17 protein-coding genes are annotated in these 18,306 nt (G+C 50.0%); all 17 read right to left on the reverse strand.

The genetic code is table 11. The features are described 5' to 3' along the window. Positions 1–226: 226 nt before the first annotated feature. Positions 227–1,591, reverse strand: coding sequence for a sigma-54 dependent transcriptional regulator (locus DWZ76_RS01100; protein ID WP_107000771.1), 1,365 nt, complete (start codon positions 1,589–1,591; stop codon positions 227–229). A gap of 75 nt (positions 1,592–1,666) precedes the next feature. Continuing rightward, a complete protein-coding gene (locus DWZ76_RS01105) occupies positions 1,667–2,983 on the reverse strand; it encodes a HAMP domain-containing sensor histidine kinase (protein ID WP_107000772.1) in 1,317 nt (438 codons plus the stop codon). A 61-nt stretch (positions 2,984–3,044) separates the two neighbouring features. Continuing rightward, entirely contained in the window at positions 3,045–4,472 is a 1,428-nt protein-coding gene (locus DWZ76_RS01110; protein ID WP_107000773.1) for a sodium:solute symporter family protein, read from the reverse strand. Between the two features lie 2 nt (positions 4,473–4,474). Next, on the reverse strand, positions 4,475–5,506 hold the full coding sequence (gene truA, locus DWZ76_RS01115) for a tRNA pseudouridine(38-40) synthase TruA (protein ID WP_107000774.1): 1,032 nt from the start codon (positions 5,504–5,506) through the stop codon (positions 4,475–4,477). A gap of 157 nt (positions 5,507–5,663) precedes the next feature. Beyond that, a complete protein-coding gene (locus tag DWZ76_RS01120; RefSeq protein WP_118471518.1) occupies positions 5,664–6,665 on the reverse strand; it encodes a succinylglutamate desuccinylase/aspartoacylase family protein in 1,002 nt (333 codons plus the stop codon). A 50-nt stretch (positions 6,666–6,715) separates the two neighbouring features. Then, positions 6,716–7,498, reverse strand: a complete 783-nt coding sequence (locus DWZ76_RS01125) for a dipeptide/oligopeptide/nickel ABC transporter ATP-binding protein (protein WP_107000776.1) — start codon at positions 7,496–7,498, stop codon at positions 6,716–6,718. Then, positions 7,486–8,340, reverse strand: coding sequence for an ABC transporter ATP-binding protein (locus DWZ76_RS01130; RefSeq protein WP_107000777.1), 855 nt, complete (start codon positions 8,338–8,340; stop codon positions 7,486–7,488). Before DWZ76_RS01130 ends, DWZ76_RS01125 begins: the two co-directional genes overlap by 13 nt. Continuing rightward, positions 8,337–9,161, reverse strand: a complete 825-nt coding sequence (gene opp1C / locus DWZ76_RS01135) for a nickel/cobalt ABC transporter permease (protein WP_118471520.1) — start codon at positions 9,159–9,161, stop codon at positions 8,337–8,339. The genes DWZ76_RS01130 and opp1C overlap by 4 nt, the downstream gene beginning before the upstream one ends. Next, on the reverse strand, positions 9,161–10,102 hold the full coding sequence (gene opp1B / locus DWZ76_RS01140) for a nickel/cobalt ABC transporter permease (protein ID WP_118471522.1): 942 nt from the start codon (positions 10,100–10,102) through the stop codon (positions 9,161–9,163). The genes opp1C and opp1B overlap by 1 nt, the downstream gene beginning before the upstream one ends. Before the next feature lie 11 nt (positions 10,103–10,113). After that, positions 10,114–11,739, reverse strand: a complete 1,626-nt coding sequence (gene nikA / locus DWZ76_RS01145; RefSeq protein ID WP_118471524.1) for a nickel ABC transporter substrate-binding protein — start codon at positions 11,737–11,739, stop codon at positions 10,114–10,116. Positions 11,740–11,909: 170 nt separating this feature from the next. After that, on the reverse strand, positions 11,910–12,812 hold the full coding sequence (locus DWZ76_RS01150) for a LysR family transcriptional regulator (RefSeq protein ID WP_107000780.1): 903 nt from the start codon (positions 12,810–12,812) through the stop codon (positions 11,910–11,912). 150 nt (positions 12,813–12,962) lie between these two features. Continuing rightward, a complete protein-coding gene (locus DWZ76_RS01155; protein WP_118471526.1) occupies positions 12,963–13,763 on the reverse strand; it encodes an energy-coupling factor transporter transmembrane component T in 801 nt (266 codons plus the stop codon). Then, on the reverse strand, positions 13,760–14,623 hold the full coding sequence (locus DWZ76_RS01160) for an energy-coupling factor transporter ATPase (protein WP_118471528.1): 864 nt from the start codon (positions 14,621–14,623) through the stop codon (positions 13,760–13,762). Before DWZ76_RS01160 ends, DWZ76_RS01155 begins: the two co-directional genes overlap by 4 nt. 2 nt (positions 14,624–14,625) lie before the next feature. Beyond that, on the reverse strand, positions 14,626–15,486 hold the full coding sequence (locus DWZ76_RS01165; protein WP_107001012.1) for an energy-coupling factor transporter ATPase: 861 nt from the start codon (positions 15,484–15,486) through the stop codon (positions 14,626–14,628). Between the two features lie 148 nt (positions 15,487–15,634). Beyond that, complete coding sequence (locus tag DWZ76_RS01170; RefSeq protein WP_118471530.1) at positions 15,635–16,630, reverse strand: peptidylprolyl isomerase; 996 nt, start codon at positions 16,628–16,630, stop codon at positions 15,635–15,637. Positions 16,631–17,023: 393 nt separating this feature from the next. Further along, the gene (locus DWZ76_RS01175; protein ID WP_118471532.1) at positions 17,024–17,680 is read right to left on the reverse strand and encodes a Maf family protein; all 657 of its coding nucleotides are present in this window, start codon (positions 17,678–17,680) and stop codon (positions 17,024–17,026) included. A 99-nt stretch (positions 17,681–17,779) separates the two neighbouring features. Further along, entirely contained in the window at positions 17,780–18,241 is a 462-nt protein-coding gene (locus tag DWZ76_RS01180; RefSeq protein ID WP_117796491.1) for a divergent PAP2 family protein, read from the reverse strand. Between the last annotated feature and the right edge of the window lie 65 nt (positions 18,242–18,306).

The following is an 18,306-nucleotide window of genomic DNA, read 5'->3' on the forward strand; positions in this document are numbered from 1 at the left end:
TTTGCTTCTAATGATATTTTATCTGACTTTTATGTATTTTTCAATCATAATTTTAATATTTTTTAAAATAATTTAATTTATATACAAAAATCGTGCAAAAACGCACGTTTTAGGCGTGCGTTTTTGCACGATGTGATTTTTTGCACTCTTTTACCATTCATTCCTGCACCCGGTTTACCAGACAACCATTTTCGTCCTTCCTCCTGATACAGTTTTTCTGCTTTTTCTACTTCTCCCCGTCTTCCCGCTCCATCTTCCGTTTCATTGAGAACCGGGTGACGCCGAGCAGTGCCGCCGCCCGCGTCAGGTTATTGCCGGAAAGTTTCAACGCCTCCGACATATATCGTTTCTCCAGCGCCGCGACCTCCTGCTCGAGGTCGATCGGTCCTTTTTTCAAATCTTTCAGATAGATGCAGTCCCCGCTCTCCGGCCTTGCCTCCCGCTCGACCGGCGCCAACTCCACGTGTTTTTCCAGGATATTTCCCTGGCTGAAGAGAAAACAACGCTCAAAAATATTTTTAAGCTCCCTGACATTGCCTTTCCAGTCGTACAAGAGCAGCTCCCGCATGAAATCCGGATCCACTTTTTCGATATTGCGGGCAAAGGCTTTATTATAATAGTCAAGGTAATAGTCACAGAGCACCGGGATATCCTCGCGCCGGTCACGAAGCGGCGGAATCTCGATCTGCATGACATTCAGCCGGTAGAACAGATCCTCCCGGAATTGCCCCGCCTTGATCGCCTCCTCGAGATTTCTGTTCGTCGCCGCAATGATCCGAACATCGACCGCCGTGTCCTCCAGCGCGCCGATCCGCTTAAATTTCCGGTCATCCAGGAAGGTCAGAAGTTTCGTCTGCATCGCCATCGGCAATTCGCCGATCTCGTCCAAAAAGACCGTACCGCCGTCCGCCAGCTCAATCAAGCCCTTTTTCGTCTTGAGCGCCCCCGCAAACGCGCCGCGCTCGTAGCCAAAGAGCTCGCTCTCCATCAGATTTTCCGGAATCGCACCGCAGTTAATGCGTACCATCAGGTTATCCTTGCGGGCGCTGTTCGCATGAATCTGCCGCGCCACAACTTCCTTGCCCGTTCCCGTCTCCCCGCGCAGGAGTACATTGACCGACAAATTTTCCCCAAGCACCTGAATAAGGTGCCGGATCCGGGCAGCTGCCTCACTGACACCTAAAAACTGCGGCACATCGCCTTTCAGGAAGACGAGTGAATCCCGGTTGCGCTTCTGCTCCAGACACCGCTTGATCAGCATATCGATCTCATCCACATCAAACGGCTTTAAAATATAATCATATGCACCGCGCTTCGTCGCCTCAACCGCCTGGGAGACGGAACCGTACGCCGTCATCATGATGACCTGCAGTTCCTCATCTGCATTTTTGAAATTGACAATCTCATCCATCCCGACACTGTTTTCGAGGAGATTGTCGAGAAGGAGCACACCCGGATGATATTTCCTGACAAACTCCAGCCCTTCCTCGACGGTTGCGGCTGAATAGGCGTCATATCCCCTGTCTTTCAGTCCTTCCTCCAGTGTATAGCGAATCAGAAATTCATCGTCCACAATCAAAATTCGATCCATGTGCATCCTCCTCCCTGTTTCATAACATTATACTCTAAATACTAAATTCGTGAAATACCTCATTAAATGGTCACACTATACCATTTTCCCCGGAAATTTTAAAACCACGTCTGTCCCTACCCCCGGCTTGCTCACGATCTCCATCGTTCCTCCATTTGACTCCACCAGTCGGCTCACGATTGAGAGCCCAAGCCCGGTTCCGTTGATGCTCTTTGTATAAAATGGTTCCAGCGCCTTGGAGACTTCTTCCTCCGTCATGCCTTTTCCGTTGTCCTGCACCGTCACAATCACTTCTTTCTCCTGCGCGGCTGCCATAAGCTTAATCTGTCCCTCGCGGTCCGGTACCAGCGCCCTCAGGCTGTTGCTGATCAGGTTGTGAATGATCTGGCGAAACTCATTTTCATTGAGACACGCCCTCAGTCCCTCTTCTGCCTCCACAAAAAGCGATGCGCGGCGGCTGTCCGGTCCTTTCGCATAGATCATTCCGATCTCCTTTAAAACACCGGTCACAGAAATCTCCGTTTTCGGTGATTCACGCCGGATTGACAAAGTCAGAAGGTTCATGATCAGCGCCGTGACACGGTCGATCTCATGGATCATGCTGTCACAGAGCATTTTATCGCCGTCCTTGACCGTCCTGCCCTTTAAAAGCTGAATGCCGGAGCGGATGCCCGCGATCGGGTTCTTGATCTCATGCGCCAGCGTCGCTGCCATCCGGCTGGTATATTCCATTTTCGTGTAATTATCCATGTTTTTGAGCAGCCCCTCAAAGGTAACCGCCAGCTGTCCGATCTCGTCGTGGCGGCTGACCGCCTCAAACCGGTATTTCTGATAACTGCCCTTGTTTTCCTCAATTTCCTTACAGGTATGGCTCATCCTGCGGATGGGGCGCGTGATACTATGGGAAATGAAAATGCTTGCCTGGCAGATGAGAATCAGCGACGCGATGGCGCCGACTACCAGATAGCTCTGCTGCTCTAAGATGCGTTCCCCGAATATTCTCTCATTCATCCGGTACTCCAGCCGCCAGCCAAATGGATTGTCCCCCTTGCTGACTGCCAGTACCGATGTGTTTTCCCAACGGGTTCCAGCCGTGATCTCCTCACCGTCACGATCCAGAATCCGGATCCGCCCGCGCTCAAAATTCCGGTATTTTTCCGCGATCTCCTCCTCCGGCAGACGCTTTTCCAGAAAGTGCAGATCGCGGTTTACATCCTCAAACAGCGTATCCGCCAGCTCCATCTCACTGTTTTTCTGCATCGTGTAGCCATTATAATAGGAAATCACGCTGAAACTTCCGATGACAAGGATTCCCACCAGAACAAAGGGAATCATGACCTCATTTTCAATCTGGAAAAACCAATTTGAAAGACGTTTCAGCCATTTATTCATCGCTCGTTTTCGCCTCCTTCTCGCTGTTGTCTGACAGCTTCATGTTTCCAAATGCCCGCCTTTAGCAAGCACGTTTTTTCCATATACTCTCCAGCACCGGGACAAGGACAAAAACCAGGGTCGAACACAGCGTCACCGGAAACCCCCAGTAAACCGGCAGCTCGCGTGGCTGAAGCAGCACCGTCCCGGTTACCCCTGTCACAAATGCCGCCCATGCGCCCGTCCTCGTTGCCCGCTTATAATAAAGCGTACCGTAGAGAAGTGGCGTCAGAATTGCTGAAAACAATCCCCAGATATCCGCGCCGAAAAACAGGCTGTTGGACGGTGGATTTAAGGAGAGCAGAAGCGCCAGCGTTCCGCCGAGAAAGATAAAGAGCTGCGTCAGCCCCAGGATACGGTCCTCTGTTTTCTTCCATTTTCCATACTGCGCCGCCACATCGTAGGACATCATCGAGCCAATCAGAAGCAGCTGCGAGTTCGCCGTCGACATGCACGCGCCGATCACGCTGATTAAGAAAAATCCGCTGAACCGTGATCGGAGCAAATAATTAATTGCGTAGACAAAAATATCGTCTGATCCGAAGTAATAGGACAGATAAGGAAACAGGATCCGAAGCCCCAGACCGATCTGGGTCAGGCAGAAATAAAAAAATGTCAAGAACACCAGCGAACAGATCAGGACTTTCCGCGCCGTCTCACGGCTCTTTGCCGCCACAATCCGGATCAGATACTGTGGGTTCGCTGCCAGCCCCATACCCCAGCCAAAAAACATCGTGAGGTACATGGTAAGGCTGTAATCTTTCATCAGATTTCCAAAACTGTCCGTCCCGCTGCCCGCCGCATTTCGGCTGAACACCTCCGCGTTTGTCAGAAATCCGCTTCCCTCTATTCCTCCGACCACGACAAAATAGACAACCACTATACTGATCGTGAGCATGATAAGGTTTCCGCCATCCGTCTTGGTAACCGAATTGAATCCTCCAAAGGTAGAATACAGAATAAACAGATAAACCAAAAAAATTGCAACTTTATAATCGATATTTAAAAGCGTCGCCGCCGCAATTCCAAATCCCTTGATCTGGATCACCAGATAAAAAACGTAACCGCCCGAGAGCAGCAGCGCACAGCAGGTACGCAGAAAGCGGGAATGGTAGCGCTCCCCGATAAACTGCGGGATCGTGAGCATGTCGCAGTCATAGATACGGCCGCTGATGAGATACAGCAGCCCCGCGCCGATGAACCACGGGATAACCGTCACAGCGATCACGGAGGTTCCATTTTCAAAAACATTGCCCGTGTATCCCAGAATGGTCGCAGCGGACACCCAGGTCCCGACGAAGGTGGAAAACAGCCGCCAGAACCCGCATTTCCGTTCTCCGATAAAAAATTTCCCTATCGAATCGCTCTCACCGAACGATGATTTTCCTATAATCAGGATAATCAGCGAATAGACGCTGAAACAGACCAGATAATCAAATGTTCTACTCATGCTCACCGATGTTCACCCTCGTAGACGGCTTCCAGCCAGCCTTCTTCCGTCTCCGGCTGCCGTCTCAGCCGGTAATATCCGCAGATGCTCCCCTCTTCTCCAAACGTATCCCGCACAAACACCCGTTTCGCGCCGTTTCGGTATGCCTGATGGATCACGCGGCGCAGCACGCCGTCAAGCTCTTCCGGCTCACAGCGCTCGATCGTGAGGTATGCAAGCCCTTTCTCCGGGACATTTCTCTGATCGAGCACATAGTGCCAGTGCTTATTTTCGCCCTCCAGGTACGGTGCCAGCTCTTTTTCATACTCCAGGCTTACGAGCGTCAGCCCGCGTGCTGGGATCGTAGGACCTGCTGCCGCTCGGTTTTTCTCCTCCAGAATCTCCTCCATCTTCTCCGGCGGGTAAACGCCCATGCCGATCTTAACCAGCGTCCCGGCGATGATGCGGACCATGTTGTAGAGAAAGCCGCTGCCGCTGATCCGGATGGTAATAAGGTCATTTACCTTGGTGATATCTAAGCTGTAGATGGTCCGCACCGTCTCCTCCGCCTGGGTCCGCACCGTACAAAAGCTCTTAAAATCGTGCTCGCCGATGAGATAGGATGCCGCTTTCTGCATTTTCTCTAAATCCAGATTGAAATAGCAGAAATAGCTGTATAAGCGCTGCAGCGGCATATCGATCTTGCGGTTTAAAATCTTGTATTCATAGGTTTTCACGCAGTTTGCCTTGCGTGGATGGAAGGTAAGCGGCACCTCCTCCGATGCCTGGATCCGCACATCGTCCGGCAGACGCTGGTTCAATGCAAAACAGATCTTATCCCCTGGAATCCGGCTTTCTGTATCAAAAACTGCCACATTTCCCATGGCGTGGACTCCGGAATCCGTCCGGCTGGCCCCGATGACCTGGATATCCTCTTTTAAAAGAGAAGAAAGTGCCTGATTCAGCACCTCCTCAATGGTCACTCCGTTGGGTTGGAGCTGCCACCCGCAGTAGGCAGTTCCGTCATAGGAAACCACTAGCTTAATTCGTCTCATATATATTCCTCTATTTCTGTTATTTATCCTCAAAAATCTATTTTCTGCTATTTATCATACCATATAATCCCCTTTCTTTGACAGATATTTTTTCATTGACCGTCTTTTCCTATGCAAAAAGCACCTTTGGATCCTTTCATCCAAAGATGCTTTTTTCTTAGCATTCGCCATATGCTACCAGCGGTTCTCCCTCACTTACCCCCAGTGACAAGGTATAGTAAAAGACCATACCGTCAAGCTCTGATTCATAACGATACATCAGGCTGCCGTCAAGCCGCCGGATTTCTCCCAGTAAATCTCCTTTTTTCAGGCAGCTTCCTTCCCGGATAGCCGGATACCAGAATCCATTTCCCGGTGCCTCCAGATAGCGCATGGTCCGAATCTCCTTTTGCTCTATTTTCCCGGACGGAAGCACCTCTGATTCCGGGGAGCTTTCTGAATCTTTTAAATTCATTCCTTTGACTGATTCCAGAATACTTTCTGGCAAAATATCCAGGTGAACCAACAGTTCATACAGATTTATCCGATATGCATCCACTTCCCTTTCTGTCCAACGCCCCAGTCCGCCCCGTTCTAGTAGAAGAGCCGGGATTCCTTTCTGCGCTGCCCAGCTGTACAGACCATTTTTCGCCGTTGATGCCACTCTCCACGACAAAGACATCGCTCTTGCCGCTGCAGCCGCCTTTTTTTCTACCGTCTCGCCTGCTGCCACCGGAAAAAAGGCAAACGGAACTACCATCTCGTGAATATCTCCACTATGGAGATCCACGAGGAAGTCCGCATCTGGATACAGATACGTTTCCACAGCTGCTGCTATCTTCGCTGACCGGCTTCCCATTTCCGTTCCCGGAAATGCCCGATTTAAATTGACACCATCCTCCGGTACCAGCTGCTTGATTTCCTTATAAAATCCACCTTCATTAGCAATCGGAAGAAATACAACCTCTCCCTTCATCTGCCTCGGATCCAGTTCCTGAATCAGACGGGAAACTGCCAGAATTCCTATGTACTCACAGCCATGTACCCCCGCTGTAACAATCAACCGTTTTCCCGGTCTTGAACCACAGAAAGCCGCCGCTTTCAGGCTGCATTCCTCATCCACCGGAATTTTCAGCCACTGCTTCGTGCCTGCCTCCACCTTCGTTTCATATATTTTCATGTTCTATTTCCTGTTCTGAGAACTTTTCTGCTCCTTTTACTCAATTCCATCTAAACGATCGCCTGCAGCAGCCTGCGCGCATATTCATCCGTTGTCTTTCCCAGCTCCCGGACCGGACGGCATTCTGTGATATGTCCGCGGTATAAAAACAGCACCTCATCGCACAGATAGGTAACCGACGTCAAATCATGCGTAATAAATACATACGTCAGATTCAGTTTCTCCTTTAAATCTATAAGCAGCTCCATAACCTGCACCTGCGTATGTGCATCCAAAGATGAAATCGCCTCATCGAACAGAATTATCTCCGGTTCGCAGGCTACCGCCCGGGCAATGCAGACTCGCTGGAGCTGACCGCCGGACAATTCATGGGGATATCGATCCAGAAAATCTGCACTTAGTCCCACCATCTCCATCAGCTCTCCGGCACCTTTTTTTATTTTCTCTCTTGAAAGCTTCCGGATTCCCTTTTTACGTGCTGCTGCCCGCTGTCCCTCCGCCAGAATATCCCGTATACGGAAACGCGGGTTCGCCGAGGTTGTATAATCCTGAAAAACAATACTGATTTTCTTCTGCAGATTCTTTCTCCCCTGACGGTTTCGATAAATCTCCTCCCCATCCAGAAGCACCTGCCCGGAATCCGGTTTTAAAAGTCCGCAAAGGACACGTCCAACCGTCGATTTTCCGCTTCCGGTTTCTCCTAAGATCCCCAGGCAGCTTCCCTTTTCCACCTGCAAAGATACGTCAAACAGCACCTGGTCCCTGGAGGTTCCAAACAATTTATCCTGACGCTCACTCCGGAAGCTGACACATATATCTTTTAATTCAAGCATAATTCCTCCTGATTATCCAGGCAAAGCCGGTAGCGCTCCATGACCGAGCGCCGTGTCTCTGCAAGCATCCGTGTATACGGATCCTTTGCATGCCTTAAGATATGTTCAAAATCGCCCTGTTCGACCAGTTTTCCTCCATTCATCACGACGATCTCGTCCGCAATCTTCGAAACCGCCCCCAAATCATGGGAGATAAATATCATCGCCGTATGACTTTCTTCCTTGATCCGCTGAAATTCCTTCAAAATTTCAGCCTGGGTGATGGCATCGATTGCCGTTGTCGGTTCATCTGCCACCAGAAGTGCCGGCTTCATCGCCAGTGCCAGCCCAATCATGATTCTCTGAAGCATTCCTCCGGAAAGCTGGTGTGGATACTGCCCCAGCACTTCCTCCGGATTATGAATTCTCATTTTTTCCAATACTTCCAGGGAAATCTCCCGGATCTTTGCCCGATCCCAATCTGTATGGGCTGCAAAGGTCTCGGCCATCTGGCTTCCAATCCGGTAAAGTGGATCAAAGCAGGTCATCGGATTCTGGAGAACCATGCCTATCTTCTGCCCACGCAGCCGCCGCAGTTCATCCCGTCCTGCCCGGCATAGATCCTTTCCCTCAAACCATGCCTGTCCTTCTATCCGGAACTGGCGGTCCAGAAGTCCCAGAATTGCTTTTACCGTCATGCTTTTTCCGCTTCCGGATTCTCCCAGAATACCCAGGCACTGCCCCGGCTCTACCTCAAAGCTTACATTCTCGACCAATTTTTTCTGTTTATTTCTGATTTTCAGTTCTACATTCAGTCCATCCACCCGCAGAATCGGCTGCACCCGCTCATGATTCAGGCTCATTTCTGCACCTCCTTCGGATCCAGCACATCCCGCAGGGCATCTCCCATCAGGTTAAACGCTGCTACCAGAATTACCACCGCAATTCCCGGAACCAGCATCTGTACCGGATTGCTGGTGAGGACATTCTTCGCCTCGCTCAGCATCGCTCCCCATTCCGGTGTCGGTGCCTGTACACCCAGTCCCAGAAATGAGAGGGTTGAAATATTGATAATCGCCCATCCGACATCCAGAGAGGATAAAACTGCCAGATCTGCCGCAATTGACGGTACAAGATGGCGAAATAATATAAAAGATTCTGGTGTTCCTATACATCGTGAAAAGCGCACAAAGTTCCGGTCACGATACTGCATAACACCTGTCCGGATCATCCGCGCATACCAGGCCCATTTAATAAACACATTGGCCAGAATTACATTCTGCACGCTGATTCCCAACAGGGCTACCACTGCAAACACCATGATCTGGCTCGGAAATGAAAGCATTACATCGACGGTTCGCATGATCACCTCTTCCACGATCCCGCGGAAATAACCTGCCAAAAGTCCCATCAACGCTCCCAGGCCAATCGTTCCAAGCATGGTCAGGACTGCCAGCCCCAGCGTCGGACGGATTCCATAAATCATTCTCGACAAAATACACCGTCCCAGATTATCGGTACCAAGTGGATACTGCTGGCTGAATCCGGCAAATTTATTTAAAATATCCGGTGCATACGGATCATTCGGTGCGATAAACGGTGCAAAGATCCCTATGAGCGCCACGATAAGCACCAGACCAATCGTTCCAACGGCCGCCCGGTTTCGAATCAATCGTCCTACCATCAATGACTCTCCTTTCTAAGACGCGGATCTGAAATTGTCTGAAGAATATCAAATAATAAATTAAATCCGACAAATAGTACTCCGATCAATAGCACATACGTCTGGATCACCGGATAATCCCGGTTAAAAATCGAGCTGATACAGAGTGTCCCAAGCCCCGGCCAGGCAAATACATTCTCAACGACGATCGTTCCGGAAATCAGCTGCGGTATGCTCATTCCGATCGCTACAATACAAGTATGCATCGAATTTTTCAAAATGTGTTTAAGAAGAATCTGCCGGTTTGGAATGCCTCTCACATTGGCATAGAGAACATAATCCTGTTTCATGTTTTCCAACATATTATTGCGGATCAGGCGGATATACGTCGATATATAACTCAATGATACCGTAAACGATGGCAGAATCAGGTGTTTAAAGCTCCCGCTTCCGCTCGTTGGAAGCAGATCCAGCTTGATCGAAACCAGCCAGATCAGAAGAAGCCCTACCCAGTATGCAGGCATCGCCGTTGTCATAAAAACAATCGCCCGCATGATGCGGTCAAACACACCATCCTTATAAACGGCACAGAGCACTCCAATCGGAATGCTCAGTACCAGAACCATCACAAACGATACACCCGCAAGCTGCAGAGTCGCCGGAAAACAGCGCATCAGTTCGCCCGCAACTGTACGGCTCGGATTGACGTAACTGATTCCAAAATCTCCCCTCAGACAGTCAGCCAGCCAGGAAATATATCGTATCAGATATGGTTTGTCCAATCCAAGTTCCGCCCTTACCTGTGCCACCGCTTCTTCTGTAATAATCGGTACCTGGCGGATGCGCAGTGCCACCTCCGCCGGATCGGATGGTATCAGGTTAATAAACACAAAACACACAAACGAAATGATAATAAGAAGCGGAATTGCCGACAGGATTCGTTTTATGATATATTGTTTCATTTATTTTTCCTTTATTTCTTCTCTCCAAAATAGAAATCAGCGAACGGAACCTCATACTGAGTCTGCGTAAAATGGAAGCCCTGCAGATCCGAACGGTAGATTGCCTTATTGCACTCATAAGTAAGCGGAATATAGACCGCATCCTCATGCAGACGGGTCAGCACAAATGTATACAGCTCCTGACGGCGCTCTTCATCCGTGGAAACCAGGATCTCTGTAATCGCATCATCGATATCTGCCTTATCTTCCAGTCCCTGCTGTGCCGCAAAATCTCCATAAACCGGAGCGCGCATCGCCGCCAGGGAGGACTGCGGGTCATACGGAGTTCCCCAGCAGATATTAAATACCATGTCAAAGTTTCCAGCCTTCATACTATCACGGTAAGACTGTTCTTCCTCTCCATGAATGTTCAGGGAGACACCCAGCTTCTGGTATTCGCTCTGGAGGTACTCCGCAATCGCTTTTTCCGTCACACTATCGCTGTTATAAAGCAGCTCCAGTTCCATTTTCTGGCCGTCTTTTTCACGTACGCCGTCTCCAGCCAACGTCCAGCCTGCTTCCTCCAGCATCTTCGTTGCTTCTTCCACATCATACTCATATGGGGGCAGATTGATATCGCAGTAAGGAACGGTAGATGCAAACAGTGTATCCGCCGGCTGTTCCAGACCATAAAAAATACCTTCTGAAATCGCTGCTTTGTTTGTCGCATGCTGAAGTGCCTTACGCACTTCCTTCTCATCCAGAATATCACGGGTTGTATTCAGTACAATCTGCCGGGTCGAGGTCGGATCCGATAACGCAACCGTAAAATTGTCATTTCCCGTATACTGGTTAATTGCATCCGCATCAATCATATTTTTACCGAAAATCAGATCAATTTCCCCTTTTTCCAGTGCCATGATACGCGTCTGATTATCCGGTATTACTTTTACCGTAATCTTTTTGATGGACGGCTGCTCCCCCCAATAGTTTTCGTTTGCTTCAAATACTGCATACTCATCTGTCACAAAATCGGTCAGGACATATGGACCTGTTCCAATGTATTCGTTTACGCCATCCTTTGTGCTTCCGTCCTTCATCGCCTTCGGAGAAATCATTGCAAACGGACGGGTAACTCCCAACTCTGTCAGCAGAGGATAGTACGGCTCCGACAGTTCGATCACAAAGGTTTTATCATCCGGAGCCGAAACCCCAACCAGAAGATTCATCATTTCCAGCCAGGTGTGACGATCTTTGTTTTCAATGATTGCATCAAAGTTTGCCTTGATCGCGTTGGCGTCACACACCTCTCCGTCCGAAAATTTCACTCCATCACGGATGTGGAACGTGTAGGTCTTTCCATCTTCACTGATATCCCAGCTCTCTGCCAGGCAGCCCTCATACCCATTTTCTGTAATATTGACTAAGGTCTCGTAGAGCATTTCCTGTGCATACATTTCACCTGCATACAGATGTGGATTCAGATCACGGATATCCCGATAATTAACAAATACCAGTTCATCCTTCGTGCTCTCTGCCGATGCACTCTGCTCTGATTTTGTCCCTTCTGTACTGTTTGAAGCGTTTCCGCCACATCCAGCCAAGACAGCCACGGAAAGAACACCAGCTGCCGCTATGAGTCTTTTACTTTTTTTCATATATGTCCTCCTGTTATGCCTGACGCAGGTTTGAAAGCCTGCATCTCTTTTATCTACTTTGTTAAAACAATTCGTTTTTACCGGCAGATAAAAGGATAACATAGTTACGCACAACTAACCACTATCGTTTTACAGGGGGATTGCTATAACGATTTGTTATATCTAAACAATTAAAGCATTTTTTTGAAATGTTCTAAAAACCACGCTGCCTCCGCACTCAGCTTTTCTTCATTCTGGTAAATATATCCGATTACCAGAAATGGTTCACTATTCCGGATCTTCAGATTACGGATTGGATATTGTTTATAATCCTCATATAAAAAATCAATTCCCAGGCTGCAGATATCGCTCTGCATCAGGAGATTCATTGTCATATGATCGCTATTGGTATGTACAACCGTATTCAGCATATCCGTGCTGATCGCTCCCAGGCTCACATGGTTTAAATGATGCTCCATTGAGAAAAAATCCCGGATTCCGCTGACGAATTTTAACTGCGGAAGCTCGGTAAAATCGATACTCTCATCCTCATAACGCGGATGATTTGGTCCCACATAAACACAGGCAGGTTTGACATCCAGTTCCTGAAAAGACAATTTTTTGTGGGACAAAATATGCCGGAATGCCGGAACCTGTTTCTGTGCTACATACACAATCCCCAACTCCGAAATTCCCTGGGATACCTGATCACTAATCTCCTCCACACTGCCTTCCCGGTGGGAAATCTGGCACTCGCAGCCATATTTCTTATAAAAATCTGTCAGAAGCCTCGCAATCATGTTGCTCGGGTAGGTAGAAACGGTAAATTTCCGTTCCTGCGTATCTTCTGCCAGCGAGTTAATAAGACTCACATGATTTAAAATATTGTGTGCATACTCCCGGACCGTTTCTCCATATGGGGTAACCCTGAGCCCTCTGCTTGTCCGCTCAAATAACGCACGCCCCAGCTCCTGTTCCAGCATCCCGATCACCTTGCTGACATTCGGTTGGGATGTGTATAGGCATTCTGCTGCCTGATTAAAACTACCTTTTTCACAGGCAACCATAAAATATTCAAGCTGTTTTAATTCCATTGAAGTCCTCCTTCTGTTGTTCTCCATTCCACCTTATGTTAGCTCTAACTAACCAAAATACAAAAATCAAGAGGCACACAGCTTGCACAGCCTATGCACCTCTCTTTCGGTTCCAAAAGTGCCTACCCGCGGACAGTAACCCCTTTTTCGCTAAAAAACGATCCGCAGTACAATCACAATTCCCAGATAAGCCAGAAGAATCAAGTAGGTAATCCGGTCTCTCCTCTCATAATGCAGCGGCTTCATCTTCGTGCGCCCACTTCCGCCCCGGTAGCAGCGCGCCTCCATCGCCATCGCCAGATCCGTCGCGCGGCGGAACGCCGATACGAAAAGTGGTACCAGAATCGGGATCATGCTCTTTGCCCGCTGTACGAGATTGCCAGATTCAAAATCAGCGCCTCTCGCCATCTGTGCCTTCATGATCTTATCCGTCTCCTCAATCAGAATCGGGATAAAGCGCAGCGCGATCGACATCATCATCGAGATCTCATGCACCGGCACATGGAGACGGTTCAAGCATCCCAGACTCCGCTCCAAGCCGTCCGTAAGCTGGTTCGGGGTCGTCGTCAGCGTCATGACAGAGGAACCAATCACCAGATACATCAGGCGCAGACCCATGAAAACTGCCAGCCGCAAGCCCTCATGCGTCACTTTTAAAAATCCAATCTGGAAAATAACCCGTCCGCTCGTCAAAAACAGGTTAAAGCTGATACTGATAAGTAACAGGAACACGATCGCCCTAAGTCCCCGCACAATAAATTTAAATGGTACGCGTGAGGTGCGGACCGCCATCGCCAGAAATACGGTTGCCACTGCATAGCAGAGCAGGTTGTCCGCGAAAAATAATGAAATAATGTAGATCAGCGTTCCAAACAGCTTGGTACGCGGATCCAGCCGGTGAACCACTGATTCGACCGGATAATACTGTCCGATTGTGATATCCCGTATCATTGTTTCTCCCTCCGCTTGTTATACAGCGCCAGAATCGCCTCCCGCGCCTCTTCTACCGTCGTGATCGTGTCGTCGATCAGAATCCCGCGCTCCCGAAGTCCCTGCACCACATAAGTGATCTGCGGCGCGGCAAGACCGATCGCCTCTAACTCCTTGTAATGGCGGAATACCTCCTTCGGCGTATCGTCAAACATCTTCACGCCGTCGTTCATGACCATGATGCGGTCCACGTAGCGCGCCATGTCCTCCATGCTGTGGGAAACCACCAAAATCGTCAGCCCGTGCTCCCGGTTCAGGCGCTCGATCTGACCTAAAATCTCATCGCGCCCCTGCGGATCGAGTCCCGCCGTCGGCTCGTCGAGGATCATCATCTCCGGACGCATCGCCAGTACACCCGCGATCGCGACGCGGCGTTTCTGTCCGCCGGAAAGTTCAAACGGGGACTGCTTATAAAATTTTTCATCCATGCCGACCAGCTTTAAGGCATGGCGGGCACGTTTTTCCACCTCTTCCTGCGGAAGCCCCAGATTTTTCGGTCCGAAACAGACGTCTGTAAAAATATCTGCCTCAAAGAGCTGGTACTCCGGATACTGGAACACCAGCCCCACTTTACTCCGCAGATCCTTTAATTTATAACCCTGGCTGTAAATGCTGACACCCTGATACTTAATGTCGCCGCTGGTCGGCTTGATCAGACCGTTTAAATGCTGGATCAGGGTTGATTTTCCCGATCCAGTGTGACCAATCAGACCGACAAATTCGCCGTCCTGAATCTCAAAACTCACGTGCTTTAATGCCTGGCGCTCTAACGCCGTGCCCTCGCCGTAGGTGTAGCACAAATCTTCTACCTGTATTGCCATCTCTATTCCTCTTTCAAAAGCGGTACCAGTGCGTCCAGAAGCTCCGATTTACGAAGGATTCCATCTGGAAGCGGAATTCCCTTTTTCTTAAGCTCCCACGCAAGCTCCGTCACCTGCGGCACATCCATCCGGTATTGTTTTAGTTCCTCCACGCGGGAGAAAATCTCCTTCGGCGTGCCGTCCATCACGATATGACCGTCATCCATGACGATCACGCGGTCTGCATCGACCACCTCTTCCATATAATGGGTGATCAGCACCATCGTGATTCCTTCCACCCGGTTTAACTCATGGACGGTGCGGATAACCTCCTTGCGTCCGTTCGGATCGAGCATCGCCGTCGGCTCATCGAGCACGATACATTCTGGTTTCATCGCCATGACGCCCGCGATCGCCACACGCTGCTTCTGTCCGCCGGACAGATGGTTCGGGGACTGCTTGCGGTACATCGTCATCCCGACTGCCTTTAAGCTCTCATCCACTCGCTTCCAGATCTCCTCGGTCGGAACTCCGATATTTTCCGGACCGAATCCGACGTCCTCTTCCACTATATTTCCTATGATCTGGTTATCCGGGTTCTGAAAGACCATGCCCGCATTTTTGCGGATATCCCACAGATGCGCCTCGTCCCTCGTATCCATCTCCGATACAAAAAGCGTACCGTCGGTCGGGCTCAGAATGCCATTGATCTGCTTGGCAAATGTGGACTTGCCGGAACCATTGTGTCCCAGGATCGCCACAAAGCTGCCTTTCTCAATCTCCAGATTCACATGATCCAGGGCGCGCTTTACTTCCTCTACCTGCCCCTCTTCATCGCGTCTTATATAATCAAATACAAGATTGACCGCTTTTATGATATTCATGTATTTTTCCTCCACAGTATGTCCGCCTGACCGGACATTACCGTTCATTGTAGAAGAATTTTCCCCGGTAGTCAAGCGGTTGTTCCGAATTGTTATCCTTTTTTAAAAATAAGTTTACTTTTGTCTGCCCGCCCCAGGTACAGACTACCTATTTGATCGCATATTCCGCGTAAATCTCAAAGAAATCCGCGTCATTTTTCTCGAACTCCGAGGTCAGATCCAGACTGTCCCAGAGCCCGCTGCTGTAAGAAACGGAGATCGTATTGCTGAACCGGTCGTAGATCTCCTGAAAGGCGCGTTTTTTCCGCTCCTCGTAGATGCGCTCCTTGCGCGCCGCCGTCTCGTCCTCGTCATAATCGTCCGTACATTTGAGCACATAGTACGCGTCGTCCGCATGGATCACCTGGCTGACTGTGCCCTCGGCAAGGGAAAATGCCTCTTTCTCATAGGCATCCGACTCATCACCGCGCCCCAGCACCCGGTCACTCACCGTCAGCCCCGCCTCCTCGGCACAGGACTGGAAATCGGCATCTTCCTGCGATGCCGCCCGCTGGAAGGCGTCTGCCTCGCTCTCATCCGATGTCTTTATCTGACTGACATGGATCACCTTTGCCTCACTGTCGCTGACCTCCAGCGCCACATTGTCCGTGAGCTGTCCCGCCAGCTTCTCCGCCAGACCATAATCCTCATAGATATGCTGGACATCCGCCTCTGTCACGCCCATCGAGTCAATCGCCGACTGCGGCAGACGCCCAAAATACTCGGCTGCTGCCCGGTCCATCGCCGCCCGCTCCTCTGAAGTCAGGGAAATCCCCCGATCGGCTGCCAGCAGGTTCATGATTTTCAGCTCATCCATAAACGAACGGATCTGTTTTTTTAGATACGTTTCAAAATCATCGCCCTTTTCTCCAACTGAAACGCCCCAGATCTGATCCGTACAGACCTCCTCATAGCGTTTTTTCTCCGTCATGGCAATCACCATCACTTCCGCGCGGGAATAACCCTTTTCATTCTTCTTTCCCACCACGATCGTGCTGCCGTCCGAGCCGCATCCAGTCAAAAGCCCCAGGCTGAGCGCCAGCCCCGCAAGCAGGGCACACGCCGCCCGGTGGATATGGTTTGTCTTCCTTTTCTGTTTCTGCATGGATACTCCCTTTCTCCTGCATATTTTAGCAATTCCTGTCACATATTCTCTCTGAGCGGCTGATTTATCTCAGTCGAGAAGACTCCCACCTCTTCAGGTGGTGAGTAATAGCAAATTTGTCTCAGTGGGAGTTGGGTCTCCGACTGAGATAAACGCTCCGCGAGGATGCGCAGTGATTCTGTAAAGAATATGTCAGCTTACGCTGACCAGAATCACGCGCCAAGTCTCACGGACGTTCGACTTGAATACTGTTCACACATATGACCAGCAGCGCTGCGTTCTGTCAATCCTTCCACTCTGGTTCACGGTCTGCCACCACGTTTTCTTACGGCACTTTCGGTTCCAAAAGTGCCTACCCGTGAACAGTAACTTTCTTTCCATCAGCCATCCACCTCAGACCGTATGCTTGAGCAGATCTTCTATCTTCTCCGGGCAGATCCGCTTCAATTCCTGATAGAGCCTTCCGACCGGCAGCCCCATCACATTCGTGTAAGAACCATCGATTCCGCGGATATGCGCGGCAAAACTTCCCTGAATGCCGTATGCACCCGCCTTGTCCATCGACTCGCCGCAGTCTACATACGCCTCGATCTCCGCATCGCTCATCGGATATACATCCACCCGCGTCTCAACCGCAAAGCAGCTCTCCCGATCCTCAGTCAGGATCGCCACGCCCGTGTATACACGGTGGCTGCGCCCCTGGATCCGTCCGATCATCTCAAGCGCCTCATCCCGATCCGCCGGTTTTCCTAAAATCTCGTCATCCACACTGACAACGGTATCGGAACCAATGATAATCCCGGAAAATAGGGTTCCCGTCGTCCGCGCCTCCTCACGCACCTGCGCCATCACATCGCGCGCCTTCTGTCCCGCCAGTTCCATCACAACCTGCGCCGGTTCCGTACAGAGCGGATTTTCCTCCAAAGTGCTCGGATGAATCTCCGGTTTCAGCCCAATCCGCTCCAAAAGCTCCCTGCGGCGCGGAGACGCACTCGCCAGAATTAACCGGCAGGCTGGTTTGATATTTTCTATGTCTCTTCTCTGTTCCATTGTTCTGTTCTCATTTCCTCAGTTTCATTTAACGCTTAAATACACGTTATCCCTATATTTATACCATCTATCAGCCAAAATGAAAAGATCCGATGTTCGTTATATGAACATCGGATCGAGAATAAATGCAATCAAAATGCCTAAAATCGCGCCTGCTGCTACCTGTATCGGCGTATGCCCCACGTATTCCTTCAATTTTTCCTGTAATACCACGCCGTCCAGCTTGAGGAAATCATCGAAAAGCAGGCGGTTCAGAACTCTTGCCTGCTTTCCTGTCTCCTGCCGGACACCGATCGCGTCATACATAACAACCATCGCCAGAATAAAGCTGATGGAAAATTCAAAGCTTCCCACTCCATACCGCAGCGCCGCCGCCGTTGCCAGCGAACATACAGTGGATGAGTGGGAACTCGGCATACCGCCGGAGCCAATCAGACGCTCCGGGTTGAACGAATGGTTCAGCCCGATGTCCAGAATCGTCTTGAGCACCTGGGCGACCACCCACCCGGTCACGCCGGTCATCAGCGTCTGGTTTGATGTCAATTCCTGAAAAAAAGTCATGTTTCTCTCCTGTACTATCTTAATTCCTCTGTTTTCTTCCACACATATGCCACTGTCCTAAATCA

The sequence above is a fragment of the Clostridium sp. AF35-15 genome (genome assembly GCF_003477745.1).
GTDB classification, from domain to species: domain Bacteria; phylum Bacillota; class Clostridia; order Lachnospirales; family Lachnospiraceae; genus Otoolea; species Otoolea fessa.

What these genes read in the sequence shown, in the direction of transcription:
- truA (WP_107000774.1), bottom strand. Translation starts at nt 5,506, where the DNA reads ATGAGACGAATTAAGCTAGTGGTTTCCTATGACGGAACTGCCTACTGC.
- DWZ76_RS01110 (WP_107000773.1), bottom strand. Translation starts at nt 4,472, where the DNA reads ATGAGTAGAACATTTGATTATCTGGTCTGTTTCAGCGTCTATTCGCTG.
- DWZ76_RS01175 (WP_118471532.1), bottom strand. Translation starts at nt 17,680, where the DNA reads ATGGAACAGAGAAGAGACATAGAAAATATCAAACCAGCCTGCCGGTTA.
- DWZ76_RS01155 (WP_118471526.1), bottom strand. Translation starts at nt 13,763, where the DNA reads ATGATACGGGATATCACAATCGGACAGTATTATCCGGTCGAATCAGTG.
- DWZ76_RS01120 (WP_118471518.1), bottom strand. Translation starts at nt 6,665, where the DNA reads ATGAAAATATATGAAACGAAGGTGGAGGCAGGCACGAAGCAGTGGCTG.
- DWZ76_RS01180 (WP_117796491.1), bottom strand. Translation starts at nt 18,241, where the DNA reads ATGACTTTTTTTCAGGAATTGACATCAAACCAGACGCTGATGACCGGC.
- DWZ76_RS01125 (WP_107000776.1), bottom strand. Translation starts at nt 7,498, where the DNA reads ATGCTTGAATTAAAAGATATATGTGTCAGCTTCCGGAGTGAGCGTCAG.
- nikA (WP_118471524.1), bottom strand. Translation starts at nt 11,739, where the DNA reads ATGAAAAAAAGTAAAAGACTCATAGCGGCAGCTGGTGTTCTTTCCGTG.
- DWZ76_RS01165 (WP_107001012.1), bottom strand. Translation starts at nt 15,486, where the DNA reads ATGAATATCATAAAAGCGGTCAATCTTGTATTTGATTATATAAGACGC.
- DWZ76_RS01150 (WP_107000780.1), bottom strand. Translation starts at nt 12,812, where the DNA reads ATGGAATTAAAACAGCTTGAATATTTTATGGTTGCCTGTGAAAAAGGT.
- DWZ76_RS01100 (WP_107000771.1), bottom strand. Translation starts at nt 1,591, where the DNA reads ATGGATCGAATTTTGATTGTGGACGATGAATTTCTGATTCGCTATACA.
- opp1B (WP_118471522.1), bottom strand. Translation starts at nt 10,102, where the DNA reads ATGAAACAATATATCATAAAACGAATCCTGTCGGCAATTCCGCTTCTT.
- DWZ76_RS01105 (WP_107000772.1), bottom strand. Translation starts at nt 2,983, where the DNA reads ATGAATAAATGGCTGAAACGTCTTTCAAATTGGTTTTTCCAGATTGAA.
- DWZ76_RS01130 (WP_107000777.1), bottom strand. Translation starts at nt 8,340, where the DNA reads ATGAGCCTGAATCATGAGCGGGTGCAGCCGATTCTGCGGGTGGATGGA.
- DWZ76_RS01160 (WP_118471528.1), bottom strand. Translation starts at nt 14,623, where the DNA reads ATGGCAATACAGGTAGAAGATTTGTGCTACACCTACGGCGAGGGCACG.
- opp1C (WP_118471520.1), bottom strand. Translation starts at nt 9,161, where the DNA reads ATGGTAGGACGATTGATTCGAAACCGGGCGGCCGTTGGAACGATTGGT.
- DWZ76_RS01170 (WP_118471530.1), bottom strand. Translation starts at nt 16,630, where the DNA reads ATGCAGAAACAGAAAAGGAAGACAAACCATATCCACCGGGCGGCGTGT.